This is a genomic window from Zoogloea sp. (assembly GCF_041908905.1).
Lineage (GTDB): Bacteria > Pseudomonadota > Gammaproteobacteria > Burkholderiales > Rhodocyclaceae > Zoogloea.
The window spans coordinates 1-23,341 of the sequence record NZ_JAYREK010000011.1 but is presented as its reverse complement, the minus strand read 5'-3'; the positions used below and the strand labels follow the sequence as shown (position 1 = coordinate 23,341).

General features: G+C 70.6%; 19 protein-coding genes. 6 read left to right on the top strand and 13 right to left on the bottom strand.

Annotated elements, in window-relative coordinates:
* Positions 1-9: 9 nt before the first annotated feature.
* From ACE3OU_RS08465 to ACE3OU_RS08420, 10 genes are all read right to left on the bottom strand, one after another.
* Complete coding sequence (locus ACE3OU_RS08465) at positions 10-1,035, bottom strand: hypothetical protein (RefSeq protein WP_374241112.1); 1,026 nt, start codon at positions 1,033-1,035, stop codon at positions 10-12.
* Complete coding sequence (gene msbA / locus ACE3OU_RS08460) at positions 1,032-2,780, bottom strand: lipid A export permease/ATP-binding protein MsbA (protein ID WP_374241111.1); 1,749 nt, start codon at positions 2,778-2,780, stop codon at positions 1,032-1,034. The genes ACE3OU_RS08465 and msbA overlap by 4 nt, the downstream gene beginning before the upstream one ends.
* Positions 2,777-3,445 carry a tyrosine-protein phosphatase gene (locus ACE3OU_RS08455; protein ID WP_374241110.1) on the bottom strand — a complete coding sequence of 223 codons (669 nt, stop codon included), beginning with the start codon at positions 3,443-3,445 and terminating at the stop codon, positions 2,777-2,779. Before ACE3OU_RS08455 ends, msbA begins: the two co-directional genes overlap by 4 nt.
* Complete coding sequence (gene rfaE1, locus ACE3OU_RS08450; protein ID WP_374241109.1) at positions 3,442-4,764, bottom strand: D-glycero-beta-D-manno-heptose-7-phosphate kinase; 1,323 nt, start codon at positions 4,762-4,764, stop codon at positions 3,442-3,444. The genes ACE3OU_RS08455 and rfaE1 overlap by 4 nt, the downstream gene beginning before the upstream one ends.
* Before the next feature lie 110 nt (positions 4,765-4,874).
* Positions 4,875-5,936: a Holliday junction branch migration DNA helicase RuvB gene (gene ruvB / locus ACE3OU_RS08445; protein ID WP_374241108.1), complete on the bottom strand. Its 1,062-nt coding sequence runs from the start codon at positions 5,934-5,936 to the stop codon at positions 4,875-4,877.
* A complete protein-coding gene (locus ACE3OU_RS08440; protein ID WP_374241107.1) occupies positions 5,933-7,000 on the bottom strand; it encodes an AI-2E family transporter in 1,068 nt (355 codons plus the stop codon). The genes ruvB and ACE3OU_RS08440 overlap by 4 nt, the downstream gene beginning before the upstream one ends.
* 112 nt (positions 7,001-7,112) lie before the next feature.
* Positions 7,113-7,703 (bottom strand): Holliday junction branch migration protein RuvA, encoded by a 591-nt coding sequence (gene ruvA / locus ACE3OU_RS08435; RefSeq protein WP_374241106.1) that lies wholly within the window; start codon positions 7,701-7,703, stop codon positions 7,113-7,115.
* Between the two features lie 26 nt (positions 7,704-7,729).
* The gene (locus ACE3OU_RS08430) at positions 7,730-8,344 is read right to left on the bottom strand and encodes a glutathione S-transferase family protein (RefSeq protein ID WP_374241105.1); all 615 of its coding nucleotides are present in this window, start codon (positions 8,342-8,344) and stop codon (positions 7,730-7,732) included.
* 33 nt (positions 8,345-8,377) lie between these two features.
* Complete coding sequence (locus ACE3OU_RS08425) at positions 8,378-9,064, bottom strand: HAD family hydrolase (RefSeq protein ID WP_374241104.1); 687 nt, start codon at positions 9,062-9,064, stop codon at positions 8,378-8,380.
* Positions 9,061-10,017 (bottom strand): prenyltransferase, encoded by a 957-nt coding sequence (locus ACE3OU_RS08420; RefSeq protein ID WP_374241103.1) that lies wholly within the window; start codon positions 10,015-10,017, stop codon positions 9,061-9,063. The genes ACE3OU_RS08425 and ACE3OU_RS08420 overlap by 4 nt, the downstream gene beginning before the upstream one ends.
* A gap of 137 nt (positions 10,018-10,154) precedes the next feature.
* Between ACE3OU_RS08420 and ACE3OU_RS08415 the strand changes: the two genes are divergently transcribed.
* The 3 genes from ACE3OU_RS08415 to ACE3OU_RS08405 are packed head-to-tail and all read left to right on the top strand — an operon-like array spanning position 10,155 to position 14,966.
* Positions 10,155-12,563, top strand: a complete 2,409-nt coding sequence (locus ACE3OU_RS08415; RefSeq protein WP_374241102.1) for a hypothetical protein — start codon at positions 10,155-10,157, stop codon at positions 12,561-12,563.
* A 26-nt stretch (positions 12,564-12,589) separates the two neighbouring features.
* Positions 12,590-13,789, top strand: coding sequence for a hypothetical protein (locus tag ACE3OU_RS08410; RefSeq protein ID WP_374241101.1), 1,200 nt, complete (start codon positions 12,590-12,592; stop codon positions 13,787-13,789).
* A 7-nt stretch (positions 13,790-13,796) separates the two neighbouring features.
* Positions 13,797-14,966: a hypothetical protein gene (locus ACE3OU_RS08405; protein WP_374241100.1), complete on the top strand. Its 1,170-nt coding sequence runs from the start codon at positions 13,797-13,799 to the stop codon at positions 14,964-14,966.
* Between the two features lie 7 nt (positions 14,967-14,973).
* Here ACE3OU_RS08405 and ACE3OU_RS08400 read toward each other — a convergent pair whose 3' ends face one another.
* A complete protein-coding gene (locus ACE3OU_RS08400) occupies positions 14,974-15,579 on the bottom strand; it encodes a TetR family transcriptional regulator (RefSeq protein WP_374241099.1) in 606 nt (201 codons plus the stop codon).
* A 164-nt stretch (positions 15,580-15,743) separates the two neighbouring features.
* Between ACE3OU_RS08400 and ACE3OU_RS08395 the strand changes: the two genes are divergently transcribed.
* From ACE3OU_RS08395 to ACE3OU_RS08385, 3 genes are read left to right on the top strand one after another with little or no spacing between them, the layout of a single operon-like run.
* Positions 15,744-16,955, top strand: coding sequence for an efflux RND transporter periplasmic adaptor subunit (locus ACE3OU_RS08395; RefSeq protein ID WP_374241098.1), 1,212 nt, complete (start codon positions 15,744-15,746; stop codon positions 16,953-16,955).
* A 13-nt stretch (positions 16,956-16,968) separates the two neighbouring features.
* Positions 16,969-20,088 (top strand): efflux RND transporter permease subunit, encoded by a 3,120-nt coding sequence (locus ACE3OU_RS08390; protein WP_374241097.1) that lies wholly within the window; start codon positions 16,969-16,971, stop codon positions 20,086-20,088.
* Positions 20,085-21,518: an efflux transporter outer membrane subunit gene (locus ACE3OU_RS08385; RefSeq protein ID WP_374241096.1), complete on the top strand. Its 1,434-nt coding sequence runs from the start codon at positions 20,085-20,087 to the stop codon at positions 21,516-21,518. The genes ACE3OU_RS08390 and ACE3OU_RS08385 overlap by 4 nt, the downstream gene beginning before the upstream one ends.
* Before the next feature lie 189 nt (positions 21,519-21,707).
* Here ACE3OU_RS08385 and ACE3OU_RS08380 read toward each other — a convergent pair whose 3' ends face one another.
* Together ACE3OU_RS08380 and ACE3OU_RS08375 are read right to left on the bottom strand one after the other, a co-directional pair.
* Positions 21,708-22,385 (bottom strand): hypothetical protein, encoded by a 678-nt coding sequence (locus ACE3OU_RS08380; RefSeq protein ID WP_374241095.1) that lies wholly within the window; start codon positions 22,383-22,385, stop codon positions 21,708-21,710.
* A gap of 219 nt (positions 22,386-22,604) precedes the next feature.
* Positions 22,605-23,120 carry a YkgJ family cysteine cluster protein gene (locus ACE3OU_RS08375; RefSeq protein ID WP_374241094.1) on the bottom strand — a complete coding sequence of 172 codons (516 nt, stop codon included), beginning with the start codon at positions 23,118-23,120 and terminating at the stop codon, positions 22,605-22,607.
* Between the last annotated feature and the right edge of the window lie 221 nt (positions 23,121-23,341).

Here is a 23,341-nt window from a genome sequence, read left to right as displayed (position 1 = left end):
TGTTCGGCTTCAAGCCGTGGCTGGCATGTCCAGGTCGACGATATTGAAGCCCTTGCGGGCCATGGCGTCGTAAACCTCGTCATACTTCGCACGGAGGATGTCGCGGATGGCCCCCTGAGGTATCCGGAATACCGTGATCGGCGGCTTGATCAGGAGGTCGATGGTGTCGAGGGCGCTGCTCGTGAAGGACACGAAGGCCTTAGGCAGCGTGGGCGCGTTGACAAGTTCGAGTTCGAGGATGGCTTCCAGGCGGCGGACTTCCATGCTATAGCGCTTCGATATCTCGGCCAGGTAGTCGTCCGGCTCCTTGCGATGGGGGATGTACACCACTTTCGACAGGTCGATCCGGCGATGCACCTGCTCGAGGAAGGCGTCGTAATCCTCGCGCCGCGCCAGCACCTCGCGGCGGATGTCGCTGCCGATGAACCACACCTCGTCGGTGCGCGGTTTTTCGCCGATCCGCGATTTGCAGAAGGCCAGCTCGTTGCGGTCGATCGTGCCGGCCAGCTCGGGCTGGCTGATCGGGTAGAAGGTGAAGAAACGGGCCCGGTAGAGAAACATCGGGCTCAAGCCGAGGCCGGCCTGCAAGGCCGTGCCGAGCCTGCCGCGGGGGGTGAAGTTCTTGCGCTGACGGTGCAGCACCCGGGTGGCGATCTGGTGTGCTCGGTGCAGGGTGGCGGCGCCGTCGTCCACCAGATGGATGCTGTCGAACCGCCCCACCTTGTTGAGAAAGACGTTGATCAGGTGGGTCGAGTCACCGTAGAACAGATGAGCGAAATGCCGCCGGCCGCGGAACACCTTGAGCATCACCGGCAGCTGCCCCTTGGTGGGATAGAGCGGGAAGAAGTGCAGCTCGGACCAGTGGGGATAGAGGTCGAGCAGGCGCTGCATGAGGTGCTTGTCCCGCTCGGCACGCCAGGCGCAGACCATCACGGTGTGGGTGCCGCGCAGGCCGAAATGCTCGCAGGCCTCGATGCAGTTGAGCAGCTGCAGCGGGCTGCGGCACAGGAAGAGGCTGGGCTTGCCGGTGTTCATGCGGGCTCCGTTAGCTGGGCGGCCTCGCCGCTGGCCAGCAGCCGCGCGTAGGCGCCGCCGGCGGCCTGCAGGCTGTCGTGGGTGCCGGTCTCGACGATGCGGCCGCGCTCCATGACCACGATGAGATCGGCGTCGTGAATGGTGGACAGGCGGTGGGCGATGACGATCACGGTGCGGTTGCGGCGCAGCTCGACGAGGGCGTCCTTCACCGCGCGTTCGGATTCGTTGTCGAGGGCCGAGGTGGCCTCGTCGAGGAGCAGGATCGGCGCGTCGCGCAGGAAGGCGCGGGCGATGGCGATGCGCTGGCGCTGGCCGCCGGAGAGCAGGCTGCCGTTGGCGCCGACCCGGGTGGCGAGGCCGTCAGGCAGCTTGTCGATGAACTCGAGGGCGTGGGCGGCGCGGGCGGCGGCGCGGATGTCGGCCTCGGAAGCATCGGGCCGGCCGTAGGCGATGTTGGCGGCGATGGTATCGTCGAACAGCACCACCTGCTGGCCGACCCAGCCGAGCTGGGCCCGCAGGTGGGCCAGCGGCAGGCTGGCGAGGGGCTGGCCGTCGAGCAGGATGCGCCCGCTGCCCGGCTCGAAGAAGCGCGCGACGAGGTTCACCAGGGTGCTCTTGCCGCTGCCGGAGGCGCCGACCAGGGCCACCGTCTGGCCCGGATGGACGGCCAGGCTGAAATCCTGCAGCGCGAGCCCGCCCTGGCCGGGGTAGGCGAAGGAGACGCCGTCGAAAACGAGCTCGCCCTTCGCCCGCGGGAAGCTGCCGCTGGCGCTGTCAACCTCCGGCAGGGTGTCGAGGAGCTCGAAGATGCTCTGGGCGCCGGCGAGGCCGCGCTGGATCACCGCGTTGATGTTGGTGAGGCGGCGGATCGGCTCGAAGAGCATCGACATGGCGGTGACGAAGGAGACAAACTCGCCCGGGCTGAGCTTGTTCTGGGCCGACAGGGAGCCGGCTGTCCAGATCACCGTGGCCACCGCCGCCGCGGCCAGCACCTGCACCAGCGGCACATTGACCGCCGACACCCGCACGGTGCGCATGGTCTGCTGGCGCAGGGTCTCGGAGACGGCGGCGAAGCGGCGGTCTTCGTGGTCGTGGGTGCCGAACAGCTTGATCTCGCGCACGCCGCCGAGGGTCTCCTCGACCATCCCGGTCATCCGCCCGGTGGTCTCCTGCATGTCGCGGTTGGAGCCGCGCAGCTTGCGGCTGGCGACGCGGATCAGCCACGCCACCACCGGCGCGATGGCGACGATGACGAGGGTCAGCTCCCAGGCGGTGTAGATGAGGTAGCCGGTGAGGCCGATGATGATCAGGGAGTCGCGGACGACGATGATCCAGGCGTTGGAGAGCGCCGCGCCCACCTGCGGGATGTCGTAGAGGATGCGCGACAGCATGCGCCCGCCGCTCTCGGCCTGGTGCACCGGGATCGGCAGGTGCATCTGGTGGCGGAATACCTGCTGGCGCAGGTCGGTGATGGCCTTGTTGGCGATCCACTGGCTGGAGACGGTGGAGACGTACTCGGCCACCCCCTTGGCGAGGAAGGCCAGCATCAGGAACAGCGGCACCTGCCACTGGGCGACGGCGTTCTTCTTGATCAGGCTCTCGTCCACCAGGGGCTTGAGCAGGGCCGGCAGCACCGGCTCGAGGGAGGCCGCCGCGACCATCGCGAGGAGGGACAGGGCGACCACCTTGAGGTAGGGCCGCACCGAGCCCATCAGGCGGCGGTAGAGCTGGAAGGAGGCTTTCATTCCCGGTGCAGCACCTTGTCGACGATCAGGCTGGCCCAGCCCTCCTCGCGGAAGCGGGCGTGCAGCTCGAGCCGGTTGTACTCGGTGTCCACCCACTCGAGGAAGCCGATGGGGGACTGGGCGTTGCGGGCCACATAGGTGGCGAAGAAGAAGTCCAGCACGCCGGTCTTGGCGCTCTTGAAGTGGCCGTACACCCAGTCGAGCTCCTCCATGGCGTCCTCGACCCGGTGGCCCAGGTGCAGGATGCGGTACAGCGCCGCGCCCAGGCCGGCCCGGTCGGCCCCCGACTTGCAGTGCAGCAGGGCCGGGTATTCGATGGTCTTGAAGAGCGCGTCCATCGCGTGCACCTCCTCGATCTCGGGCGGCGTGCGCGAGTACAGCTTGACGTCGTGAAGGGCAATGCCGAGCTTCTCGCAGGCCTCGCGCTCCAGCGCGTAGGAGCCGTAGCCGTGGGGGCCGCGCAGGTTGATGACGCTCCTGAGGCCGAACTTCTGCTGGTACTTGCGGATCTGCGCCGGGCTGGGCTGGCTGGAGCGGTACATGCCGCCGCCGAGATCGTAGAAGTTGTTGTACACCGCGCGGATCGCGCCGTGGTCCACCAGGTGCATGTCGAGCCAGGCGGCGATGCGGCCGCCGGTGGTGGAGATGTCCCGCACGTCGCTCATCGCGCCCCCTCGCCGGGCAGCAGCGCCGACTTGAGGCCGGCGGGCAGGCTGGCGGCAGTGGCGGCGTCGCAGCCGAGGGCGTCGGGGCGGACCTGCAGCAGCAGCGTGGCGCAGCCGATCGGATCGGCCTGGACCACCCAATCCACCGGACGCAGCGCGGCGAGCACCGCGGCGCTGCCGGCGTCGGTGGCGGCGGGCTCGATGACCAGCAGGCGCTCGGCGGCCCGGCGGGCGGCGTCGAGGCGGGCCAGCAGCGCGGCGTCGGGCTGGCCGAGGGGGCCGAGCAGCACCGCGATGCGCTCGCCGGCGGCGCGGGCCCGCTGGCAGGCGGCGAGGGCCGCGTCCACGTCGAGCAGGCCGTGGGCGACGGGCGCGTGGGTGTCCATGGCGGCGCGGACTTCGTCGAGGCTGGCGGTGGCCGTGCCGAGCTTGCCGACCACCACGCCGGCGGCCAGGTTGGCCAGCAGGGTCGCGTCGCGCAGGCCGAGGCCGGCGGCGAGGCCGCAGCCGAGGGCCGCCGAGACGGTGTCGCCGGCGCCGGTGACGTCGTAAACCTCCAAGGCGCGGGTCGGCTGGTGGTGGGCCGGCTGGCCCTTCTGCAGCAGGGTCACGCCCTGTTCGCCGCGGGTGACCAGCAAGGCTTCCAGGCCCAGCTCGGCACGCAGGGCCTCGCCCCTGGCGACCAGGGTCGCCTCGTCGGGGCACGGGCCGACCACGGCCTCGAACTCGGACAGGTTGGGCTTGACGATGGTGGCGCCCCGGTAGCGGGTGAAATCGCTGCCCTTCGGGTCCACCACCACCGGGATGCCGCGGGCCTTCGCGGCGGCGATCAGGGCCGGCACGTCGGCCAGGGTGCCCTTGGCGTAGTCGGACAGCACGAGCACATCGACGTCGCCCAAGCCGGCCTCGAGGGCTGCCAGCACCCGCCCGGCGTGGATCGCGGCGAAGCGCTCTTCAAAGTCGAGGCGGATCAGCTGCTGGTGGCGCGAGATGACCCGCAGCTTGGTGATGGTCGGCGCGTCCTGCACGCGCTCGAGGGCGCATTCGACGCCCTGGGCGGCGAGCTTGTCCTCGAGCAGGCGGCCCGCCTCGTCGTCGCCCACCAGGCCGATGACCCGGGCGCGGGCGCCGAGGGAGGCCGCGTTGAGGGCCACGTTGCCGGCGCCGCCGGCGCGCAGTTCGTCACCCCGCACCTGCACCACCGGCACCGGCGCCTCCGGCGAGATGCGCGCGGTGGCGCCGTGCCAGTAGCGGTCGAGCATCACGTCGCCGCAGACGAGCACGCGGAAGGCGGAGAAATCCGGCAGGGAAAGATGCATGGGCGCAGAGCGGCGGAGGCCGAAAATGGGCGAAGGACGCGATTATCGCATCAAGGCGGAGCCGTCGCGAGGGGCGGGCCGGCGCCGCGGGCCGCTGCGCCCCCGCCCGCTCACGGGTTGCCGCCGCCCATGGCCGTCGGCGGCATCAGCCCGAAGTGCTGCCAGATCGATGCCGTCGCCATGCGCCCGCGGGGCGTGCGCTGCAGGTAGCCCTGCTGGATGAGGTAGGGCTCGAGCACGTCTTCAATCGTGTCGGAGGATTCGCCGATCGCCGCGGCGAGGTTGTCGAGGCCCACCGGGCCGCCGCCGAACTTCTCGAGCATCGCGCCGAGCAGCTTGCGGTCCATGAGGTCGAGGCCGAGGTGGTCCACGTCGAGCATGGTGAGGGCGGCGTCGGCCACCGCGGCGGTGATGCGGCCGTCGGCGCGCACCTCGGCGTAGTCGCGCACCCGGCGCAGCAGGCGGTTGGCGATGCGCGGCGTGCCACGGGCCCGGCGGGCGATCTCGAAGGCGCCGGTGTCGTCGATCTCGACATCGAGCAGGCGCGACGAGCGGCTGACGATGTAGGCCAGCTCCTGGGCGGTGTAGAACTCCAGCCGCGAGACGATGCCGAAGCGGTCGCGCAGGGGGTTGGTGAGCATGCCGGCGCGGGTGGTGGCGCCGACCAGCGTGAAAGGCGGCAGGTCGAGCTTCACCGAGCGGGCGGCCGGGCCCTCGCCGATCATGATGTCGATCTGGAAGTCCTCCAGCGCCGGGTAGAGGATCTCCTCGACCACCGGGCTCAGGCGGTGGATCTCGTCGATGAACAGCACGTCGTGGGGTTCGAGGTTGGTGAGCAGCGCGGCCAGGTCGCCGGCGCGCTCCAGCACCGGGCCGGAGGTCTGGCGCAGGTTGACGCCCATCTCGGCGGCGACGATGTGGGCCAGGGTCGTCTTGCCCAGGCCCGGCGGGCCGAACAGCAGCACGTGGTCGAGGGCCTCGCCGCGCTTCCTGGCCGCCTGGATGAAGATCTCCAGCTGGTCGCGGATCTTCTGCTGGCCCACGTAGTCGGCCAGGCGCTTGGGGCGCAGGGCCCGCTCCAGGGCCTCCTCCTGGGTGCTGGCACGCTGGGCGCCGATCAGGCGGGCGGTGGCGTCGGGCTGGCCGCCCTTCAGGGCATCGGTCTCGATCATGCGAGGCCCTCCATGGATTCCGGGTCGTCGGCCGGCGGCACGATGGCCGTCCATGCCGAGAAGAGTGCCTGGCCGAGGGCCAGGAAGGTCGGGCCGAGGAACAGCCCGATGAAGCCGAAGGCCAGCACGCCGCCGAAGGCGCCCAGCGCGATCAGCAAAATGGGCAGGCTGGCGGTGCGGCTGATCAGCAGGGGCTTCAGGAAGTTGTCCACCGAACTCACCGCCAGCGTGCCCCACAGCACCATGAAGATGGCCCAGCCGCTGTCGCCCTGCTGGTACAGCCAGAAGGCCGCTCCGCCCCACAGCAGCGGCGGCCCCACCGGCACCAGCGACAGGAAGAAGGTGCCCGCCGCCAGCAGCAGGGCCCCGGGCACACCGGCCACCACGAAGCCGATGAAGGCCACCAGGGCCTGGGCGGCGGCGGTGCCGACGATGCCGATCATCACCGCCTTGACGGTGTTGCCGGCCAGCTCCAGCAATTGCCCGCCCAGGGCGCCCCCCAGCCGTGCCGCGCCGGTCTCGATCTGGACGGCGATGCGCGCGCCGTCGCGGTACAGGAAGAACACGATGAACAGCACCAGCGAGATCTGCAGCAGCCCCTGGCCGAGCATGCCGCCCAGCCCCAGCGCGAACTTGCGCGCCGGCTCGACGACCTGCAGCGCCAGCTTGCGCACCTCGTCGTGGCTGCGGGTGAGCTTGCGCACGTAGGCGTCGAGGTCGCCACCCACCAGCGGGATCTCCTTCAGCCACGCCGGCGGACGGCCGTCGGAGGCCTCGATGGCGGCGCGGATCACCTCGACGAGGTTCATCACCGCGTCGGTCAGCGAGGCCGCCAGCCCGATCATCGGCACCAGCAGCAGCGCGGTGAGGAGCAGGGTCATGGTGAACGCGGCGAGGCTGTCGCGCCGGCGCAGCCAGACATGCAGCCGGGCGTACAGCGGCCAGGTGGTGACGGCCACCGTGCCGGCAAACAGGATCGCCGCAAAGAAGGGGCTGAGCACGTAGGCACAGCCGAGGAGCAGGAAGGCCGTGATGGCCACCTGGGCGGTACGTCGGGGCGCCATGGGGAATACCTCGGGTTGGGGTGGGGGGATTATCCCCGAATCGCCGTGACGGTCCTAATGACACGCATGTCATCAGGCCGGCACCACGCCCGGACCCGGCCCTCCCGCCGCCTCACGCCTTCGACAGCCCCTTCAGCGCCTGGCGGATGCCGTCCGACACGCCGACGCCTTCCGGCAGGTTCTTGACCGCGCCGAGGGCTTCCTTCTCGTTGTAGCCGAGGGCCAGCAGGGCGTTGACGATGTCGGCCCGGTCGTCGCCGGGCAGGTTGGCCGTCACGCTGCCGGCCACCGCGGGCAGGGCCTTGGCGAGCTTGTCGCGCAGTTCGAGGAGCAGGCGCTCGGCGGTTTTCTTGCCGATGCCCGGGATCTTCACCAGCCGGCCGGTTTCCTGCAACGCGACGGCCTGGGCGAGGTCGTGCACCGACAGCCCGGAGAGCACCGCCAGCGCGGTGCGCGCGCCGATGCCCGCCACCTTGAGGAGCTGGCGGAAGGCCGCCCGCTCGTCCTCGGTGGCGAAGCCGTACAGGAAGTGTCCGTCCTCGCGCACCGCCAGGTGGGTGGCGAGGCTGACGTTCTGGCCGAGGGCCGGCAGGCCGTAGAAGGTGCTCATCGGCACCTCCAGCTCGTAGCCGACGCCGTTCACGTCGATGAGGATCTGCGGCGGGTTCTTTTCGGCCAGGCGGCCGGTGATGCGTCCGATCATGGGGTACGGAGAAGTGGGGAAAGAGGTTATTCGAAACGGGTGGCCATGAAGGCAGGCAGCGCCTCAGCCTGGGCCGACAGTGCGGCGAGGTGGGGGTAATCGCTGTCGGCGACGAGGCCCGGCGCGGTGGCGTGGATGAAGCGCCAGGCCACCGCCACGGTGACGTCGGCCTGGGTGGGGGCGTCGCCGCACAGCCAGTCGCCCTCGCTGGGCACCCGCTTCTCGAGCTCGCCGAAGGTGTCGCGGATCTGCCCCTCGACCCGCCGCAGCCAGCCCGGGTCGCGGCTCTCCGGGGGGCGGACCTTGGTTTCGTACACCCGGTGCACGCCCTTCTCGGCGGCGGCCAGCCCGAAGCCGGTGAACTGCAGGCAGCGCTGCAGCTGCGCCGGGCCGGCGGGCCAGAGGCTGCGGCCGGCGGGCGCGGTGCGCTCGAACCAGTCGATGATGTGGCTGCTGTCCACCAGCAGCTCGCCATCGTCGAGCACCAGGGTCGGCGCCTTGGTGAGGGGGTTGATGGCGTGGAACTCGTCGAAATTGCGAAACACCGACAGGCTCTGGTGCTCGAAGGGGATGCCCAGCATCCGCGCGGTGATGACGGTGCGCCGGACAAACGGCGAATCGAGCAGGCCGACGATTTTCATGCTTGCACTCCGTAAGGCAGGTTGAAGAGGATTTCAGGCGGCCCGGCCGGCGAGGAAGCCCGCCAGGTCGTGCAGGCTACGGGCCAGGGGCACGCCGGCGGCGCGCACGTCGTCGGCGGGGGCCAGCAGGTCGGGCACCATTACCACCCGGGCGCCGGCGGCCAGGGCACCGCGCACGCCAGCGTTGGAGTCTTCCAGCACCAGGCAGTTCGCCACCGGCACGCCGAGGCGCTCGGCGGCCTTGATGAAGATGTCCGGCGCCGGCTTGCCACGGCTCACCTCGTCGCCACAGACCATGCCATGCACCCGGCCGAGCAGGCCGGCGGCGGCGAGCTTGGGCTCGGCCCGGGAGCGCCGCGTGGAGGTGGCCACCACGCGGCCCAAAGCCAGGCCGTCGAGCACGTCGAAGAGCTCGGTGACGCCTTCCATCAGCGGGATCGCGCAGCTCATGATGCGCGCCTCGTAGATCCGGCCGAAGTGCTCGTAGAGCTGGTCCACCGGGAAATCCTCGCCCAGGTGGCGGCGGATCACATGCTGGCCGTCCTTCGAGTTGAGGCCGACCATCGCCAGCCCGACCTCGGGCGGCCACTCGAAGCCCATCTCGGCGGCGGCGGCAGCGACGGTGGCCAGCGCGACCCGCTCGCTGTCGAGGAGCAGGCCGTCCATGTCGAAGATGACGCCGTAGATGTCGAGGGCGCTGAAGGCAGGTGCAAAACTCATGTCATGGCTCCGGGCCAGCGTCCGAGGGCCAGCGTGGCGGCCAGGACGAGGCCATGCAGGTGGGCGGCGGCGATCGTCAGCCGGAGGGCCGGCGCCAGCTCGCAAGGTTCGGATGCGTGGGCGAGCAGGCTGCGCGCCGCACGGAAGGACAGGATCAGCGTGAGCGCGGCGGCGGCGGCCCCCTGGGGCAGGTAGCCGCGCCCGACCATCAGCACCAGCCAGCCGTAGGCCGCCAGCACCAGGCCGAGCCAGGCCCACTTGGCCCCGTCCGGGCCGAGGCGCACCACCAGCGTGCGCTTGCCGGCGGCCGCGTCGCCGCGGCGGTCGGGAAACTCGTTGATGAACAGGATCGCCGCCACCAGCAGCGCGTACGACAGCCCGGCCTGCAGCGGCGCGAGGGCGAAGGCGCCGCGCTGGACGTAATCGCTGCCCACCACCACCAGCAACCAGCCGGCCGCCACCGCCGCCTCGCCCAGCCCGCGGGACACCAGCGCCAGTGGCGGCGCGCTGTAGGCCCAGCCGATCACCAGCCCGGCCAGCCCGATGGCGAGCAGCCCCGGCCCCGCCTGCCACGCCAGCCACAGCCCCGCCGGCACCACCGGCAGCAGCAGGCCCCAGCCCAGACGCGCCGTCTCGGCCTCGCTGAGCACGCCGTTCTGGATGAAGCGGCTGCCCCCGGTGAAGGGGAAGACCCGCTCGACATTGGCCGCGTCGGCGCCGCTGCGGGCGTCGAAGTAATCGTTGAGCACGTTGATGCCGGCGTGGGCGAGCAGCGCGAAGAGCACGGTCAGCGCGGCGCGGGCGGCATCGATGGGCAGCCCGTTGCCGTGGGCCACCGCGATGCCGATCAGGCAGGCGCACAGGGTCACCCCCAGGAAGGCCGGGCGGGTGGCGAGGAAGGCGGCGACGAAGGGGCGGGCGCGCAGGGCGGGCAGCGGCTCGGAAGGGGTCACGACAATCGATCGACGGATGGCTGAAGCCCGCCAATGCTGCGGTGCGCCGCCGCCGCGGTCAAGCCGGGCACGCCCCGGCGACAAGGCCCGGGCCAATCGGTTAGCATCAGCGCTTGTCACCGTCCTGCCTTCCCGCCGTGGAAACCACTGCCTCGCCCTCCTCCTCCCGTGCCCACCGCAGCGTCGGCCTGCGCCTCTACGGCCTGCTGGCGGGGGCCGTCGCCCTGGCCGGGCTGGCGGGCTGGTTCGCCCTCTATCCCCTCGACCGCTGGATGGCCGGCGTCCTGCTGGGCGGCTACGGCCTCCTCGTCGCCGCACGGCCGTCCCTCTGGCTGGTGCTGATGCCGGCCCTGTGGCCGGTGGTGGACCTCACCCCGTGGAGCGGCCAGATCCACGTCACCGAAAGCGACGCACTGGCGCTGGCGACCCTGGCAGCCCTCGGCCTGCGCGAGGCCGTCGCGCCGCCGCCCGCCACGCTGCAGGGGCGGGCGCCGGTCAAGCTGACCCTGAGCGCGCTGGCGCTGTTCGGGCTGCTGGCGGCCAGCGTGCTGATCTCGGGCCTGCGCGGCCTCGGCCCGCAGCCGGTGTTGGACGCGGCGGCACTGGTCGGCTACAACACGCCCCTCAACGCGCTGCGGGTCGGCAAGGGCTTCGTGCTGGCCTTCGCGCTGATCCCCTTCCTGCACCTGGCCATCCGCCGGGACGGCGAGGCCGCCCTCGACCGCATCGTCACCGGCCTCACGCTGGGCCTCGCCACCTGCGGCCTGGCGGCGCTATGGGAGCGCCTGGCCTTCCCCGGCCTCACCAACTTTGCCGCCGACTACCGCAGCTCGGCCCTGTTCTGGGAGATGCACGTGGGTGGCGCCGCCCTCGACGCCTGGCTGGCCCTGAGCCTGCCGTTCGCGCTGGCCGCCATCGCCCGCGCCCGCCACCCCGTCGTCCGGGCCCTGGCCCTGGGCGTGCTGCTCCTCGGCTTCTACGCCGCCTTCACCACCTTCTCGCGGATCGTCTATGGCGCACTGCTGGTCGCCGCGGCCATCCTCGGCGGCCTGGCGTTGCTGCGTCCCGCCGCCGGCCCCGCGGCGGCACGCCCGCGGCCCGGCACCCTGCTGCTGCTCACCGGGGCGCTGGTGGCCGGCTGCGCGCTGGGCTTTTCGGAGGGGGGCTACCGGGCCCTGCTGGCCTTTGCCGGGCTGGCGGTGCTGGGCTACGCGGCCGGCGGTGCCCTGCCCGGCGGTTCCCCGGCACGGGTCGCGGGCGGCGTGCTGGGCGGGCTGATGCTCACTGGCCTCAGCGCGGTGGCGATGCTGGCGCTGCCCAAGGGCGTCTATCTGGCCTACGGCGTGGCGTGGCTGATCACCGCCGCCACCCTCGCCGCCCTCCGCCACAGCGCCCTGCCGCGGCCGGGGCTGACGTTGGCGCTGCTCACCTGGCTCGCCGGCACCACGGTGCTCATCAGCGCCTTCTGGAGCACCACCCACAGCTTTGCCGGCACCGCGCTCGGCGCCATCATGGCGCTGGCGCTGCTGGCGCGCCAGGCCCTGGGCGCCACGCCCCTGTGGGCGCCCCGCCTGCAGCAGGCACCCGGCGTGGCGATCGCCATCGCGATGGCCGGCATGGTGGTGACGACGCTGGGCAGCTACTACATGGGCGACCGCCTGAGCGCGACCGGCTCCGACATCGAGACCCGCTCCCGGCACTTCCGGTTGAGCCTGGGGCTGGTACCCGCCGGCGTCGACAGCCTGCTGGGCCTCGGCCTGGGGCGTTATCCGGCGGCCTATTTCTGGGAGCCGGGCGCCCCCCGCCCGAGCGGCCTGGCCCTTGGCCACGACGCCACCGGCGCCTTCATGCAGATCGGGCCGCCGGCCGGAGTGACCGAACCCCTGCGGCTGTCCCAGCGCATCCCGATCGACACCGCCGGGGTCGCCCGCTACAGCCTCAAGGCCCGCAGCGAAAAGGACGCCAACGTGAGCGTGAGCATCTGCCGCAAACACCTGCTGTACGTGGACCGCTGCGCCAGCCAGACCCTGCCGATCGCCGGCGGCAAGGGCTGGCAGAACGTCGCCGGCCAGCTGGCCGACGTGCCCGGCCCCCTGTGGCCGCCGCGGCTGGCGGTGTTCAGCGTCGAGGTGAGCGGGCCCGCGCCGGTGGATCTGTCCAGCTTCGCCCTGGTGGACGCCGGCTGGCAAGCGCTGCTCGCCAACGGCGACCTGGCCCGGGGCAGCGACTTCTGGTTCTTCACCTCCGACCACGAACACCTGCCCTGGCACGCCAAGAACCTGTTCGTGCACACCTACGTCGAGCAGGGCCTGCTCGGCGTCGCGGCCCTCACCCTGATCCTGGCGGCGGGCGCCGTGCGGCTGTTCCGCCAGGCCCTCGGCGGGCAGACGCTGGCCGGGCCCACCCTGGCGGCCCTCGCCGGCGTGCTCACCGTGGGGATGGTGGACAGCGTGGTGGACATGCCCCGCGTCACCGTCTTCCTGATGTTCCTGCTGTGGCTGGCGCTGACCCTCCGCCAGCCGCCCGGCCAGCGGCCGGCCCGATGAACGGAGTCATTCGCAGCGTGTCCGCCATGCCCACCCCTCATCTGCTGCGCCGGGTCCGGCGCGCCTTCGCCGCGGCGCTGCTCGCCGCCAGCACCGCCGCACCGGCCGCGGTGATCATCGTCGGCCCCGAAGAGAGCGTGACGCGCATCGCCGATGCCGCGCGCCTCGCCCGCGACGGCGACACCGTCCTCATCAAGCCCGGCACCTACCGGGGCGACGTGGCCGTCTGGAACCAGAAATCCCTCGAGATCCGCGGCCTGGGCACGCGGCCGGTGCTCCAGGCGGACGGCCGCAACGCGGAGGGCAAGGCGATCTGGGTGTTCGTGAACGGGCAATTCAAGGTGGACAACATCGCCTTCCAGGGCGCCCGCGTGGCGGACGGCAACGGCGCCGGCATCCGCCTGGAGCAGGGCGCACTAGAAGTCCGCAACTGCAGCTTCGAGGACAACCAGAACGGTATCCTGACCGCCAACTTCGAGGACGCCGAGCTGCGCGTCATCAACAGCACCTTCGACAAGGCCCCCCACGACGACCTCGCGCTGCACCACCTGCTGTATGTGGGGCGGATCAGGCACTTCGTGCTCGAAGGCAGCCGCCTGCAGCGCGGCTACCGCGGGCACCTGGTGAAGAGCCGGGCGCGGGTCAGCGAGGTGCGCTACAACCTGCTCGCCGACGGGCCCGAGGGGGCGGCCTCCTACGAGCTGGAGTTTCCCGAGGCCGGCACCGCGGTGGTCACCGGCAACGTGATCGCCCAGAGCGCCGCCAGCAGCAACCCGGTGATCGTCGGCTACGGGGCCGAAGGGGCACACTGGCCGGTGAACCGCCTGCTCCTCTCCCACAACACCCTGATCAACAAGGGGATCCGCCCGGCCTGGTTCGTCCGGGCCTGGAACGACAAGCTGCCCGCCGGCACCGAGATCGTCACCCGCAACAACCTCACCGTCGGCTTCGGGGTGTTCACGCTGCTGCTGCCCGGCGACCACCGGGGCAACTACATGCTGCCCCCGGGCGCCATCGACCCCGACAAACTCGAGCTCGCCCCGGCGCCGGACTCCTGGCTGCGCGGCCGGCTCAGCCGCGCCGAAACCCTGGGCGGCACGGAGCTGGCCCCCCGCGCCGAGTTCGCCTTCCCGGCCGGCACCCAGCCCCTTTCCCAGCCCCCGGTGTGGACCCCGGGCGCCTTCCAGGGCAGCGGCGTCGCCATCACCCGCCCGGCCGAGCGCTGAGGCCTCGATGTCTGCCCGTCAGCCGCTGTCGCCGCGACTCGCGTTGCAGATCGCGCTGGTGGCCCTGGGCAGCGGGCCCGCCCTTGCCGAGGTGATCACCGTCGGCCCCGGCGGGACGGTCGAGCGCATCGCCGACGCGGCCAGGCTCGCCCGGGACGGCGACACCGTGCTGATCCAGCCCGGCACCTACCGGGGCGACGTCACGGTATGGCTGCAGCAAGCGCTCGAGATCCGCGGCATCGGCCCGCGGCCGGTGCTGATCGCCGACGGCGAGGTGGCGGAAGGCAAGGCCATCTGGGTGCTCCGCAACGGCCGCTTCCGGATCCGCAACATCGAGTTCCGCGGCGCCCGCTCCCCGGTCGGCAACGCCTCCGGCATCCGCTTCGAGCGCGGCACGCTCGACCTGGCCGACTGCGTCTTCGAGGACAACCAGATGGGCCTCCTCACCGGCAACGAGGCCGACACCGAATTGCGCGTCGCCAACAGCGTCTTCGGCCACGCCCCGCAGGGTGGACCGATGCTGCCCCACCTGCTCTACGCGGGACGGATCGGGCGCTTCGTGCTCGAGGGCAGCCGCTTCCTGGAGGGCCACCGGGGGCACCTGGTCAAGAGCCGCGCCCGGGTGAGCGAGGTGCGTTACAACTGGCTGGCGGACGGGCCGGGCGGCACGGCGTCCTACGAGCTGGAGTTTCCGGAAGGCGGCGACGTGGAGGTGGTGGGCAACCTGATCGCCCAGAGCGCCGCCACCGAGAACCCGGCCATCGTCTCCTACGGGGCCGAGCACGGCCGCTGGCCGGTTAACCGCCTGCGCCTGTCCCACAACACCCTGATCAACGACGGCGACAGGCCGGGCCAGTTCCTGCGCCTGTGGTTCGAGCGCCTGCCCGCCGACACCCGCGTGGCCACGCGCAACAACCTGCTGGCCGGGCCGGGCAGCTTCGTCGAGGCGATGCCCGGCGACCACCGGGGCAACACGCGGCTGCCGCCCGACGCCCTGGAGGCCGGCCAGGCGTGGCCCACCCGGCGGCTCCCGCCGGTCAGTTCGGCGGACGACATCGGGCTCGCCCCCGCCGCGGAGTTCCGCTTTCCCGCCGGGCGCCAGGCGCTGGCCGCCCCCGCCGAATGGCTGCCCGGTGCCTTCCAGCACCCGCCGGCCGGCGAGGCCCCGGCGCGCTGACGGCGGCTCAGGCCCGGCGCAGGGCCACGTGGGTGCGCACCATCTGCTCGGCGTCCCGCCGGAAGGGCGAATCGGGCCCGCCCCCCAGCCAGTGCTTCACCAGCCCGCCGACGAACATGAAGGTGTCCATCGCCAGCGCCTCCGGCGTCAGGCCCGGGCGCAGCAGGCCGCGAGCACCAGCGCGGGCATAGGCCTGGACCAGGTCCCCCAGAAAGGTCTGCTGGCCGGACGAGCAGCCCAGCAGCGGCAGCAGCTCGTCCACGTATTCGCACTTGAAGGCGACGATCTCCATCGTCTCGCGGGTCTTCGGCTCATCGGCGAGCACCCGGAAGATCTCCAGCAGCGCCGTCTCGATGCCCTGCAGGGGTTCTGCATCGTCGGCGCCGAAAACCACCCGGTCGACGAAGGGCAACGTCGCCTCCTCGCGCATCGCAAAGAACAGCTCGCTCTTGTTGCGAAAATGCCAATACACCGCGCCGCGGGTCACGCCGGCGGCGGCGGCGATCTTTTCGAGGGAGGTGTGGCTCACCCCGCATTCCAGAAACACCCGGCGGGCAGCATCGATGATGTGCAGGCGGGTGATCTCGGCTTCTTCTTTCGTTTTGCGAACCATCTGCGTGTCGTGGAGTCGGTGTTGGCAGCGCGGCATCTGCGGGCCCAGCATCCCGCAGCGCAAGGATCTTTACCTGTCCTTACGCGCCGGAGTATTTACATACAACCGTGTTTGTATAAACTATGCCGCAAGCCCCAACAGAAATCCAGCCCCCGGAGATCACCGTGACCGTTCGCTCCGCCACCCGCCTTGCCGGCCTTGGCCTCTCGACCCTTTCCGCCACCCTGCTGCTCGCCGCCTGCTCCGGCAAGGAACAAGCGCCCGCCGGCCCCCCGGGCGGCGCGATGCCGCCGCTGCCGGTGACCGCCCTCGAAATGCAACCGACCCGCGTCGAGACCAGCGTCGAAGCCGTCGCCCAGACCGAAGGCGCCCGCGAGGTGGAAGTCCGGGCCCGGGTCGGCGGCATCCTCGAGAAGCGGGTGTTCGAGGAAGGCAGCCCCGTGAAGGCCGGCCAGGCCCTGTACCAGATCGACCGGGCCCCCCTCGAAACCGCCGTCGCCCAGGCCAGGGCCCAGCTCGCCGAAGCCAAGGCCCGCGTCGAACAGACCCAGCGCGAGGCCGCCCGCCTCAAGGGCCTGCTGGCCCAGCAGGCGATCAGCCAGCGCGAATACGACACCGCCAGCTCCGACAACAGCGTCGCCCAGGCCGCCGTGCAGGCCGCCCAGGCCGCGCTGCGCCAGGCCGAGCTGAACCTCTCCTACGCCACCGTCACCGCCCCGGTGGGCGGCATCACCGGCCGCTCGGTGGTCTCCGAGGGCACCCTGCTCGCCACCGGCGGCGGCACCCTGCTGACCACCGTGGTGCAGGTCAACCCGATATGGGTGCGTTTCTCCATCCCCGAAGGCGAACTCAACGCGGCGATGCCCGAGGGCCGCTTCAAGCCCCAGGCGATCCGCGGCGTCGAGCTGGTGCTGCCGGACGGCAGCAGCTATCCGCTGCGCGGCAAGCTCAACTTCGCCGCCAGCCAGATCGACCCCAAGCTCGGCACCCTGCAGCTGCGGGGCGAGTTCGCCAACCCCGAAGGCCGCCTGCTGCCCGGCCAGTTCGTGCGCGCACGGCTCATCACCGGCGAGCAGAGCGGCGTCTTCAAGGTACCCCAGGCCGCGGTGGTGCAGACCGACAAGGGCCCCATCGTGATGACCGTCGGCGCCGACAACAAGGTCGAGCCGCGGCCGGTCAAGACCGGCCAGTGGAGCGGCGCGGATTGGGTGGTCCTCGGCGGCCTGAAGGCCGGCGACAAGGTGATCATCGACAACCTCATGAAGGCCCGTCCGGGCACGACGGTTGCCCCCCACGCCCCGGGCGCAGGCCCCGGCGCGCCGGGTGCCGCCAAGCCGGGCGCTGCGCCCGCTGCCGCCCCGGCGGCGAAGGGTTGAGGGGGCGCGCGCGATGTCACGTTTCTTCATCAACCGGCCGATCTTCGCGTCGGTCATCTCGATCATCATCGTGATCGCCGGCCTGATGGCCGCGCGTTCGCTGCCGATCGCCCAATATCCCGAGATCACCCCGCCGACGGTGGTGATCACCGCCTCCTACCCCGGCGCCTCCGCCGAAACCCTCGCCAGGACGGTGGCCGGCCCCATCGAGGAGCAGCTCTCGGGCGTCGAGAACCTGCTCTACTTCAACTCCAGCGCCTCGTCCAACGGCAGCCTGACGATCACCGCGTCCTTCGAGGTCGGCACCAACGTCGACATGGCCACCGTCAACGTCAATAACCGGGTCAAGATTGCCGAACCGCGCCTGCCCGACGTGGTGCGCCAGTTTGGCGTGACGGTGCAGAAGCGCTCCAACGACATCCTGATGGTCACCACGCTGACCTCGCCGGATGCCAGCCGGACGCCGCTGTTCCTGTCCAACTACGCGCTGGTCAACGTCGTCGACGACCTCAAGCGCATCCCTGGCGTGGGTGACGCCCAGATCTTCGGTGCCCTCGACTACTCGATCCGCCTGTGGCTGAAGCCGGACCGCATGGCCCAGCTGGGCGTCACGGCCACCGATATCGCCAACGCCGTCGCCGCCCAGAACCGCCAGAACGCCGCCGGGAAGATCGGCCAGGAGCCGGCCCCCGCCGGCCAGCAGCTGGTGTACACCGTCACCGCCAAGGGGCGCCTGACCTCCCCCGAGGAGTTCGGCAACATCGTCGTCCGCGCCGCCGGCCCGGGTGGCGTGCTGCGCATCAAGGACGTGGCCCGGGTCGAGCTCGGCGCCCAGGACTACGACGCCAGCACCACGCTGCTCGGCAAGCCGGTGGTGGGCGTGGGCATCTTCCTGCAATCCGGCGCCAACGCGCTCGAAGTGGCGAACAAAGTGCGCGCCCGGATGGACGAGCTGAAGCAGAAGTTCCCCACCGGCGTCGACTACGTGGTGCCCTTCGACACCACCAAGTTCGTCCAGGCCTCGATCGAGGAGGTCGTCCGCACCCTCGGCGAAGCCCTGCTGCTGGTGGCCGCGGTGGTCTTCCTGTTCCTCCAGAACTGGCGTGCCACATTGATCCCGCTGATCGCCGTGCCGGTGTCGCTGATCGGCACCTTCGCCGGCCTGTGGCTGTTCGGCTTCTCGATCAACACCCTCACCCTGTTCGCAATGGTGCTGGCGATCGGCATCGTCGTCGATGACGCCATCGTGGTGCTCGAGAACGTCGAGCGCCTGATGTGGGAAAAGAAGATGGCGCCCCACGCCGCCGCCGTCGAGGCGATGCGCGAGGTGTCGAGCGCCGTGGTGGCGATCGTGCTGGTGCTGTGCGCGGTGTTCGTCCCGGTGGCCTTCCTCGGCGGCATCGCCGGCAAGCTCTACCAGCAGTTCGCCGTCACGGTGGCCATCTCGGTGACCCTCTCCGGCGTCGTCGCCCTCACCCTCACCCCGGCCCTGTGCGCGCTGCTGCTGCAGAGCAAGCACGAGGAGCCGGCGATCTTCCGCCCCTTCAACCGCCTCTTCGAGGCCTTCACCAAGTCCTACACCACGGTGGTGGACAAGACCCTGCACCACCGCATCATCGGCACCATCGCGTGCACGATCATCGTGGGCGGCAGCATCTTCATGTTCCGCACCGTGCCCGGCGGTTTCGTTCCCGCCGAAGACCAGGGCTACCTGATCAGCGCGCTGATGCTGCCCGACGGCGCCAGCCTGCAACGCACCCGCGTCACGGGCGAAGCCTTCCAGGAGAAGCTCAAGCAGGACGAAAACGTCGACAAGGTCTTCGTGATTGCCGGCAACGACATCATCGGCGGCGGCCTCAAGGCCAACGCCGGCACGGTGTTCATCCCGCTCAAGGACTGGTCCGAGCGCAGCGGCGTAGCCGACGAGCTGGCCAAGAAGTTCTCCGGCCTGGGCATGACCCTGCCCGACGGCCTGGGCGTCGTGTTCAACCCGCCGGCGATCCGCGGCCTGGGTGCGGCCGGCGGCTTCGAGGCCTACATCCAGGCCCGCGGCGACGCCAGCCCCCAGAAGCTGGCCGGCGTGATCCAGCAGTTCATCGAAGCCCTCAAGAAGCGTCCCGAGCTCACCGGCATCAACACCTTCTTCCGTCCCACCTCGCCCCAGCTCTACGTTGAGGTGGACGACGCCAAGGCGATCTCGATGGACATCCCGGTGGCGGACGTCTACCAGACGCTGCAGTCCACGATGGGCTCGCTCTACGTCAACGACTTCAACCTCAATGGCCGCACCTACCGCGTCCAGCTCCAGGCCGACGCCGCCTACCGTGCCCGGCCCGAGGATCTGGGCAAGGTCTACGTGCGCTCCACCACCGGCGCGATGGTGCCCGTGGGTGCGCTGATCAAGGTCAGGCAGCAGGTTGGCGCCGAGCAGCTCGAACGCTTCAACGGCTTCCTGGCCGCCAAGGTGCTCGGCAACTCCCTGCCGGGCGTCAGCACCGGCGACGCGATCAAGATCGTCGAGGAAGTCGCCCGCGAAACCCTGCCGGCCGGCTACGAGCTGGCCTGGACCGGCCAGGCCTTCCAGGAGAAGCGCACCGGCACCACCTCGGCGATCGCCTTCGTGTTCGGCATCATCATGGTTTTCCTGATCCTCGCGGCCCAGTACGAGAAGTGGTCGCTGCCGCTGGCGGTGATCATGTCGGTGCCCTTCGCGCTGTTCGGCGCCCTGGCGGCGGTGATGATCCGCGGCATGCCCAACGACATCTACTTCCAGATCGGCCTGGTGGTGCTGATCGGCCTCGCCGCCAAGAACGCCATCCTGATCGTCGAGTTCGCCGCCCAGAAGCGGGCCGAGGGCATGCACGTGCTCGATGCCGCCCTCGAAGGCGCACGGTTGCGCTTCCGGCCCATCGTGATGACGTCCCTGGCCTTCATCCTGGGCGTCTTCCCGCTGGTCATCTCGACCGGCGCCGGCGCCGCGGCCCGCAAGTCGATGGGTACCGGCGTGTTCGGCGGGATGGTGGCGGCCACCTTCATCGCCACCATCTTCATCCCGATGTTCTTCAGCTGGTTTGCCGGGCGCCGGGCGCGCCAGGCCGCCGTCACCCCCCACAGCACCGAGGAGAAGGCATGATGCGCCGCCCTGATGCCCCCCACTTCGCCGCGCGCCCCTTCGCCCTGGCCGCGCTGACGCTGGCCCTGCTGTCGGGCTGCGCCATCGGGCCCGACTACCAGCGCCCGGCAGCCCAGCTTGGCCTGCCCGACAGCTACACCGCGGCGGGCCCGCTGGCCACCGCCCCGACCGTGGCCGACAACTGGTGGACCCTGTTCGGCGACCCGCAACTCGACAGCCTGGTCACCCAGGCCCTCGCCACCAGCCCCGACGCCCGCATCGCCGCGCTGCGCATCGAAGAAGCCGACGCGTTGCTGCGCCAGGTGGACGCCGCGCTGCTGCCGCAGGTCAATGCCGACGCCAGCGGCAGCCGCAGCCGGATCAGCCAGACCAACGCCACGCCGATCCCCTCCACCGCGCCGATCACCCGCAGCAGCACCCGCCTCGCCCTGTCCACGTCCTTCGAGCTGGACGTGTGGGGCAAGCTGCGGCGCGCCTCGGAGGGCGCCCGGGCCCAGGCCCTGGGCACCCGCTACGCGGCCGACACGGTGTCGCTGAGCCTCGCCGCCACCGTCACCCAGGCCTACCTCAACCTGCGCGCCATCGACGCCCAGTTGCTGGCCGTGGACGACTCCCTGCGCAGCCAGAGCCGCAGCACCCAGCTCACCCGCACCCGCTTCGAGGGCGGCATCGCCTCGCAGCTCGACGTGCAGCAGGCCGAAGGCGCGCTGGCCGGCTACACGGCCGCCCGAGTCGAGCTCGACCGGGCCCGGGCCCTCTCCGAGAACCTGCTCGGCCTGCTGGTCGGCCAGCCTGGCCTCAAGATCGCCCCGGGCGACCTGCGCCAGCTGCCGGTGCCGCCGGTGCCGCCGGCCGGGCTGCCGTCCGCCCTGCTCGAAACGCGCCCCGACGTGAAGAAGGCCGAGACCGACCTGGTCGCCGCCAACGCGCGGATCGGCGTCGCCAAGGCCGCGCTGTTCCCCAGCATCACCCTCACCGGCAACTTCGGCCGCGAGAGCAAGGATCTATCGCAGCTCTTCAGCGCCCCGTCGGCGGTGTGGTCGTTCGGCGCCGGGCTCACCCAGCCGATCTTCGAAGGTGGCCGCCTGCGCGCCCAGGTGGATCAGGTCACGGCCCAGCAACAGCAGAGCCTGGAGACCTACCGCAAGACCGTGCAGGGCGCCTTCCGCGAAGTGAATGACGCGCTGGTGAGCGTGGGCCGCAACGCCGACGCCGAGGACGCTTACACCCGCGCGATGAACGCCGCCCGACGCGCCCTCGAGCTCGCCCAGGCCCGCTACGACGCCGGCTACTCACCCTACCTCGAGGTGCTCACCGCCCAGCGCACCGCCAACGACGCCACCATCGCCTGGATCCAGAACCGCCAGGCGCGCCTCACCGCTACCGTGGACCTGTTCAAGGCCCTGGGCGGCGGCTGGAAAGGCACCTGACGCTGCCCCACCGCCCGGGGTGGAGCCCCCCCGGGCGGTAGGCGCCGTAAGCCCAGCGCCTACCGCCCCTGACTGTCGCCCCCCACCGCCGCTGCGCCGCCCACCAGCGCGGAGCGAGCGCTAGGGGCCTGCTTGCGTGGGTCGACCAGGACCGCCCGCCTCCGCCTCACCGTCCGGAGCGTCCCGCGCTTACCAGTGATCTTCGGCGGAATGGCGGAAATCGGCCTCGATCCAGGCCCGGGCCGTGGCCTGAGTCAGTTTGAAATCCGGTAGCACCCGCTCCTGCGCGATCCGCTCACCGTTCTCATCGATGGCGGAAAGCAGGGCATGGGGCTCGTATTCGTCAGGAACGACCTCCAGCACAAACTCCCACAGACAACCTCCCAGACTCAGGGCCAGACGCTTGTGAAGGCTGGCCTGGAGCTGATGAGCCTGTCGTTCCAGCGTCCCTTCCGCCATCCTGACCAGCTGGTTGAAGGCCGCCTGGTCAAGGGGCTTGGGGGCGAGGCTGTCGCGCTCGGTGGCCCAGGGCGCAAGCAACACGGGCTCCTGCTCGCCATCCCGACGCACCTGGGCAGCCCAGCCCTCACCATCCTGATTGCGGACAACGGATACCGTCCACCCGTTTTCGGTCCACTGCCGTCCATCACCCAGGGGAGCAGGCTGCGGATCGGGGCGAAACAGCGGTGGGCGGGATACGGAGGTCGTATGGGCTGGCCTGGCCCCATCTGCAGAGATGAGGCTGAGTTGCTGGGGTGCGTGTCCTGCGGCAAGACCGGACGACCCACCGCGCCTGCGGAGCCCACGGGCAACCGGGCCCAAAACCACCGCACCCGAGGGGAAATCGAAACTCATCTGCTGACTCATGGGCTTTGCTTTACGGTAAAGGCAAGACCGGTCTGCGGAACCGGACAGGATGAAAACCTCGTTCTCGCCCACACGCCGGCAACCGGCCATACTTTGGCAAAACCCGGCGCATGAGCGGCACGACTCGAATTACTGTACAAAAGAACAGCAAAAAGCACAAGCTTGTCGGCTGCGCTCACCCATGACTGGCACAACGCCTTACCCGTTGGAGGACAATTGTCACCCCCCGCGCCCAGCCCACCAGTCCATGAACCATCCGGTCAGCGGACGAGCCGGCTCCAGGGCTGCGAGCTTCCGTTCGATCGCCTCGTGATTGCCCCACACCACGTCGTCCAGTTCGCCACCAGCCACCAACGCTTCAATATCCCGGCAATACACGCCCAGGTCGCGGTCAACGTAAAAGCCGTAGGTCCAACACGCCACCGGGCGTTGCAGATAGACCGGGCAGGCTCCATTGGCCTCATCCAGCATGGGACAGACAACCGGCCGCGAGGCGTCATCTGCCAGCGCAATGATCTTGCGCGCGATGTCATTGAGCCGCGCCACATCCAGGGCGGCCAAGCCATCGCGCAGCAACTGCCATTCCGCGCTGGCGAGTCGGGGCACATTGGCCAGCCGCCGGCAGCAACTGTCGCAGCCCTTGCCACACAGCCAGTCCGGGCGGTGCTCACGGATCAAGCCAACGCGTGAATCGATCTCCGCGTGGATTTCAAGAAGATGCAACCTGGCGAACACGAATCCTCCACAAAGCCGGCAGGCATCCCAAGGCCAGTAGCCGGCGACCGAAGATAACAGCTGAGCAGGGACGTCACCCCCTGCGGCGGCAATACTCCCAACTTAAGCCCCCTTATATGCCAAATGCTGGTGCGGCTTGACGCGTCGTGGCCTGGGATAACTTCGCTCAGGCTGAATGCGGCAGTGGTTGCGTGAGACGGCGTCGAGCACCGTCTGTAGCT

Excerpts from the sequence above, each read along its gene's own strand:
- ACE3OU_RS08430 (WP_374241105.1), bottom strand. The coding sequence starts at position 8,344 with ATGAAAATCGTCGGCCTGCTCGATTCGCCGTTTGTCCGGCGCACCGTC.
- ruvB (WP_374241108.1), bottom strand. The coding sequence starts at position 5,936 with ATGATCGAGACCGATGCCCTGAAGGGCGGCCAGCCCGACGCCACCGCC.
- ACE3OU_RS08385 (WP_374241096.1), top strand. The coding sequence starts at position 20,085 with ATGATGCGCCGCCCTGATGCCCCCCACTTCGCCGCGCGCCCCTTCGCC.
- msbA (WP_374241111.1), bottom strand. The coding sequence starts at position 2,780 with ATGAAAGCCTCCTTCCAGCTCTACCGCCGCCTGATGGGCTCGGTGCGG.
- ACE3OU_RS08390 (WP_374241097.1), top strand. The coding sequence starts at position 16,969 with ATGTCACGTTTCTTCATCAACCGGCCGATCTTCGCGTCGGTCATCTCG.
- ACE3OU_RS08405 (WP_374241100.1), top strand. The coding sequence starts at position 13,797 with ATGTCTGCCCGTCAGCCGCTGTCGCCGCGACTCGCGTTGCAGATCGCG.
- ACE3OU_RS08410 (WP_374241101.1), top strand. The coding sequence starts at position 12,590 with ATGCCCACCCCTCATCTGCTGCGCCGGGTCCGGCGCGCCTTCGCCGCG.
- ACE3OU_RS08380 (WP_374241095.1), bottom strand. The coding sequence starts at position 22,385 with ATGAGTCAGCAGATGAGTTTCGATTTCCCCTCGGGTGCGGTGGTTTTG.
- ACE3OU_RS08465 (WP_374241112.1), bottom strand. The coding sequence starts at position 1,035 with ATGAACACCGGCAAGCCCAGCCTCTTCCTGTGCCGCAGCCCGCTGCAG.
- rfaE1 (WP_374241109.1), bottom strand. The coding sequence starts at position 4,764 with ATGCATCTTTCCCTGCCGGATTTCTCCGCCTTCCGCGTGCTCGTCTGC.
- ACE3OU_RS08425 (WP_374241104.1), bottom strand. The coding sequence starts at position 9,064 with ATGAGTTTTGCACCTGCCTTCAGCGCCCTCGACATCTACGGCGTCATC.
- ACE3OU_RS08455 (WP_374241110.1), bottom strand. The coding sequence starts at position 3,445 with ATGAGCGACGTGCGGGACATCTCCACCACCGGCGGCCGCATCGCCGCC.
- ACE3OU_RS08440 (WP_374241107.1), bottom strand. The coding sequence starts at position 7,000 with ATGGCGCCCCGACGTACCGCCCAGGTGGCCATCACGGCCTTCCTGCTC.
- ACE3OU_RS08400 (WP_374241099.1), bottom strand. The coding sequence starts at position 15,579 with ATGGTTCGCAAAACGAAAGAAGAAGCCGAGATCACCCGCCTGCACATC.
- ruvA (WP_374241106.1), bottom strand. The coding sequence starts at position 7,703 with ATGATCGGACGCATCACCGGCCGCCTGGCCGAAAAGAACCCGCCGCAG.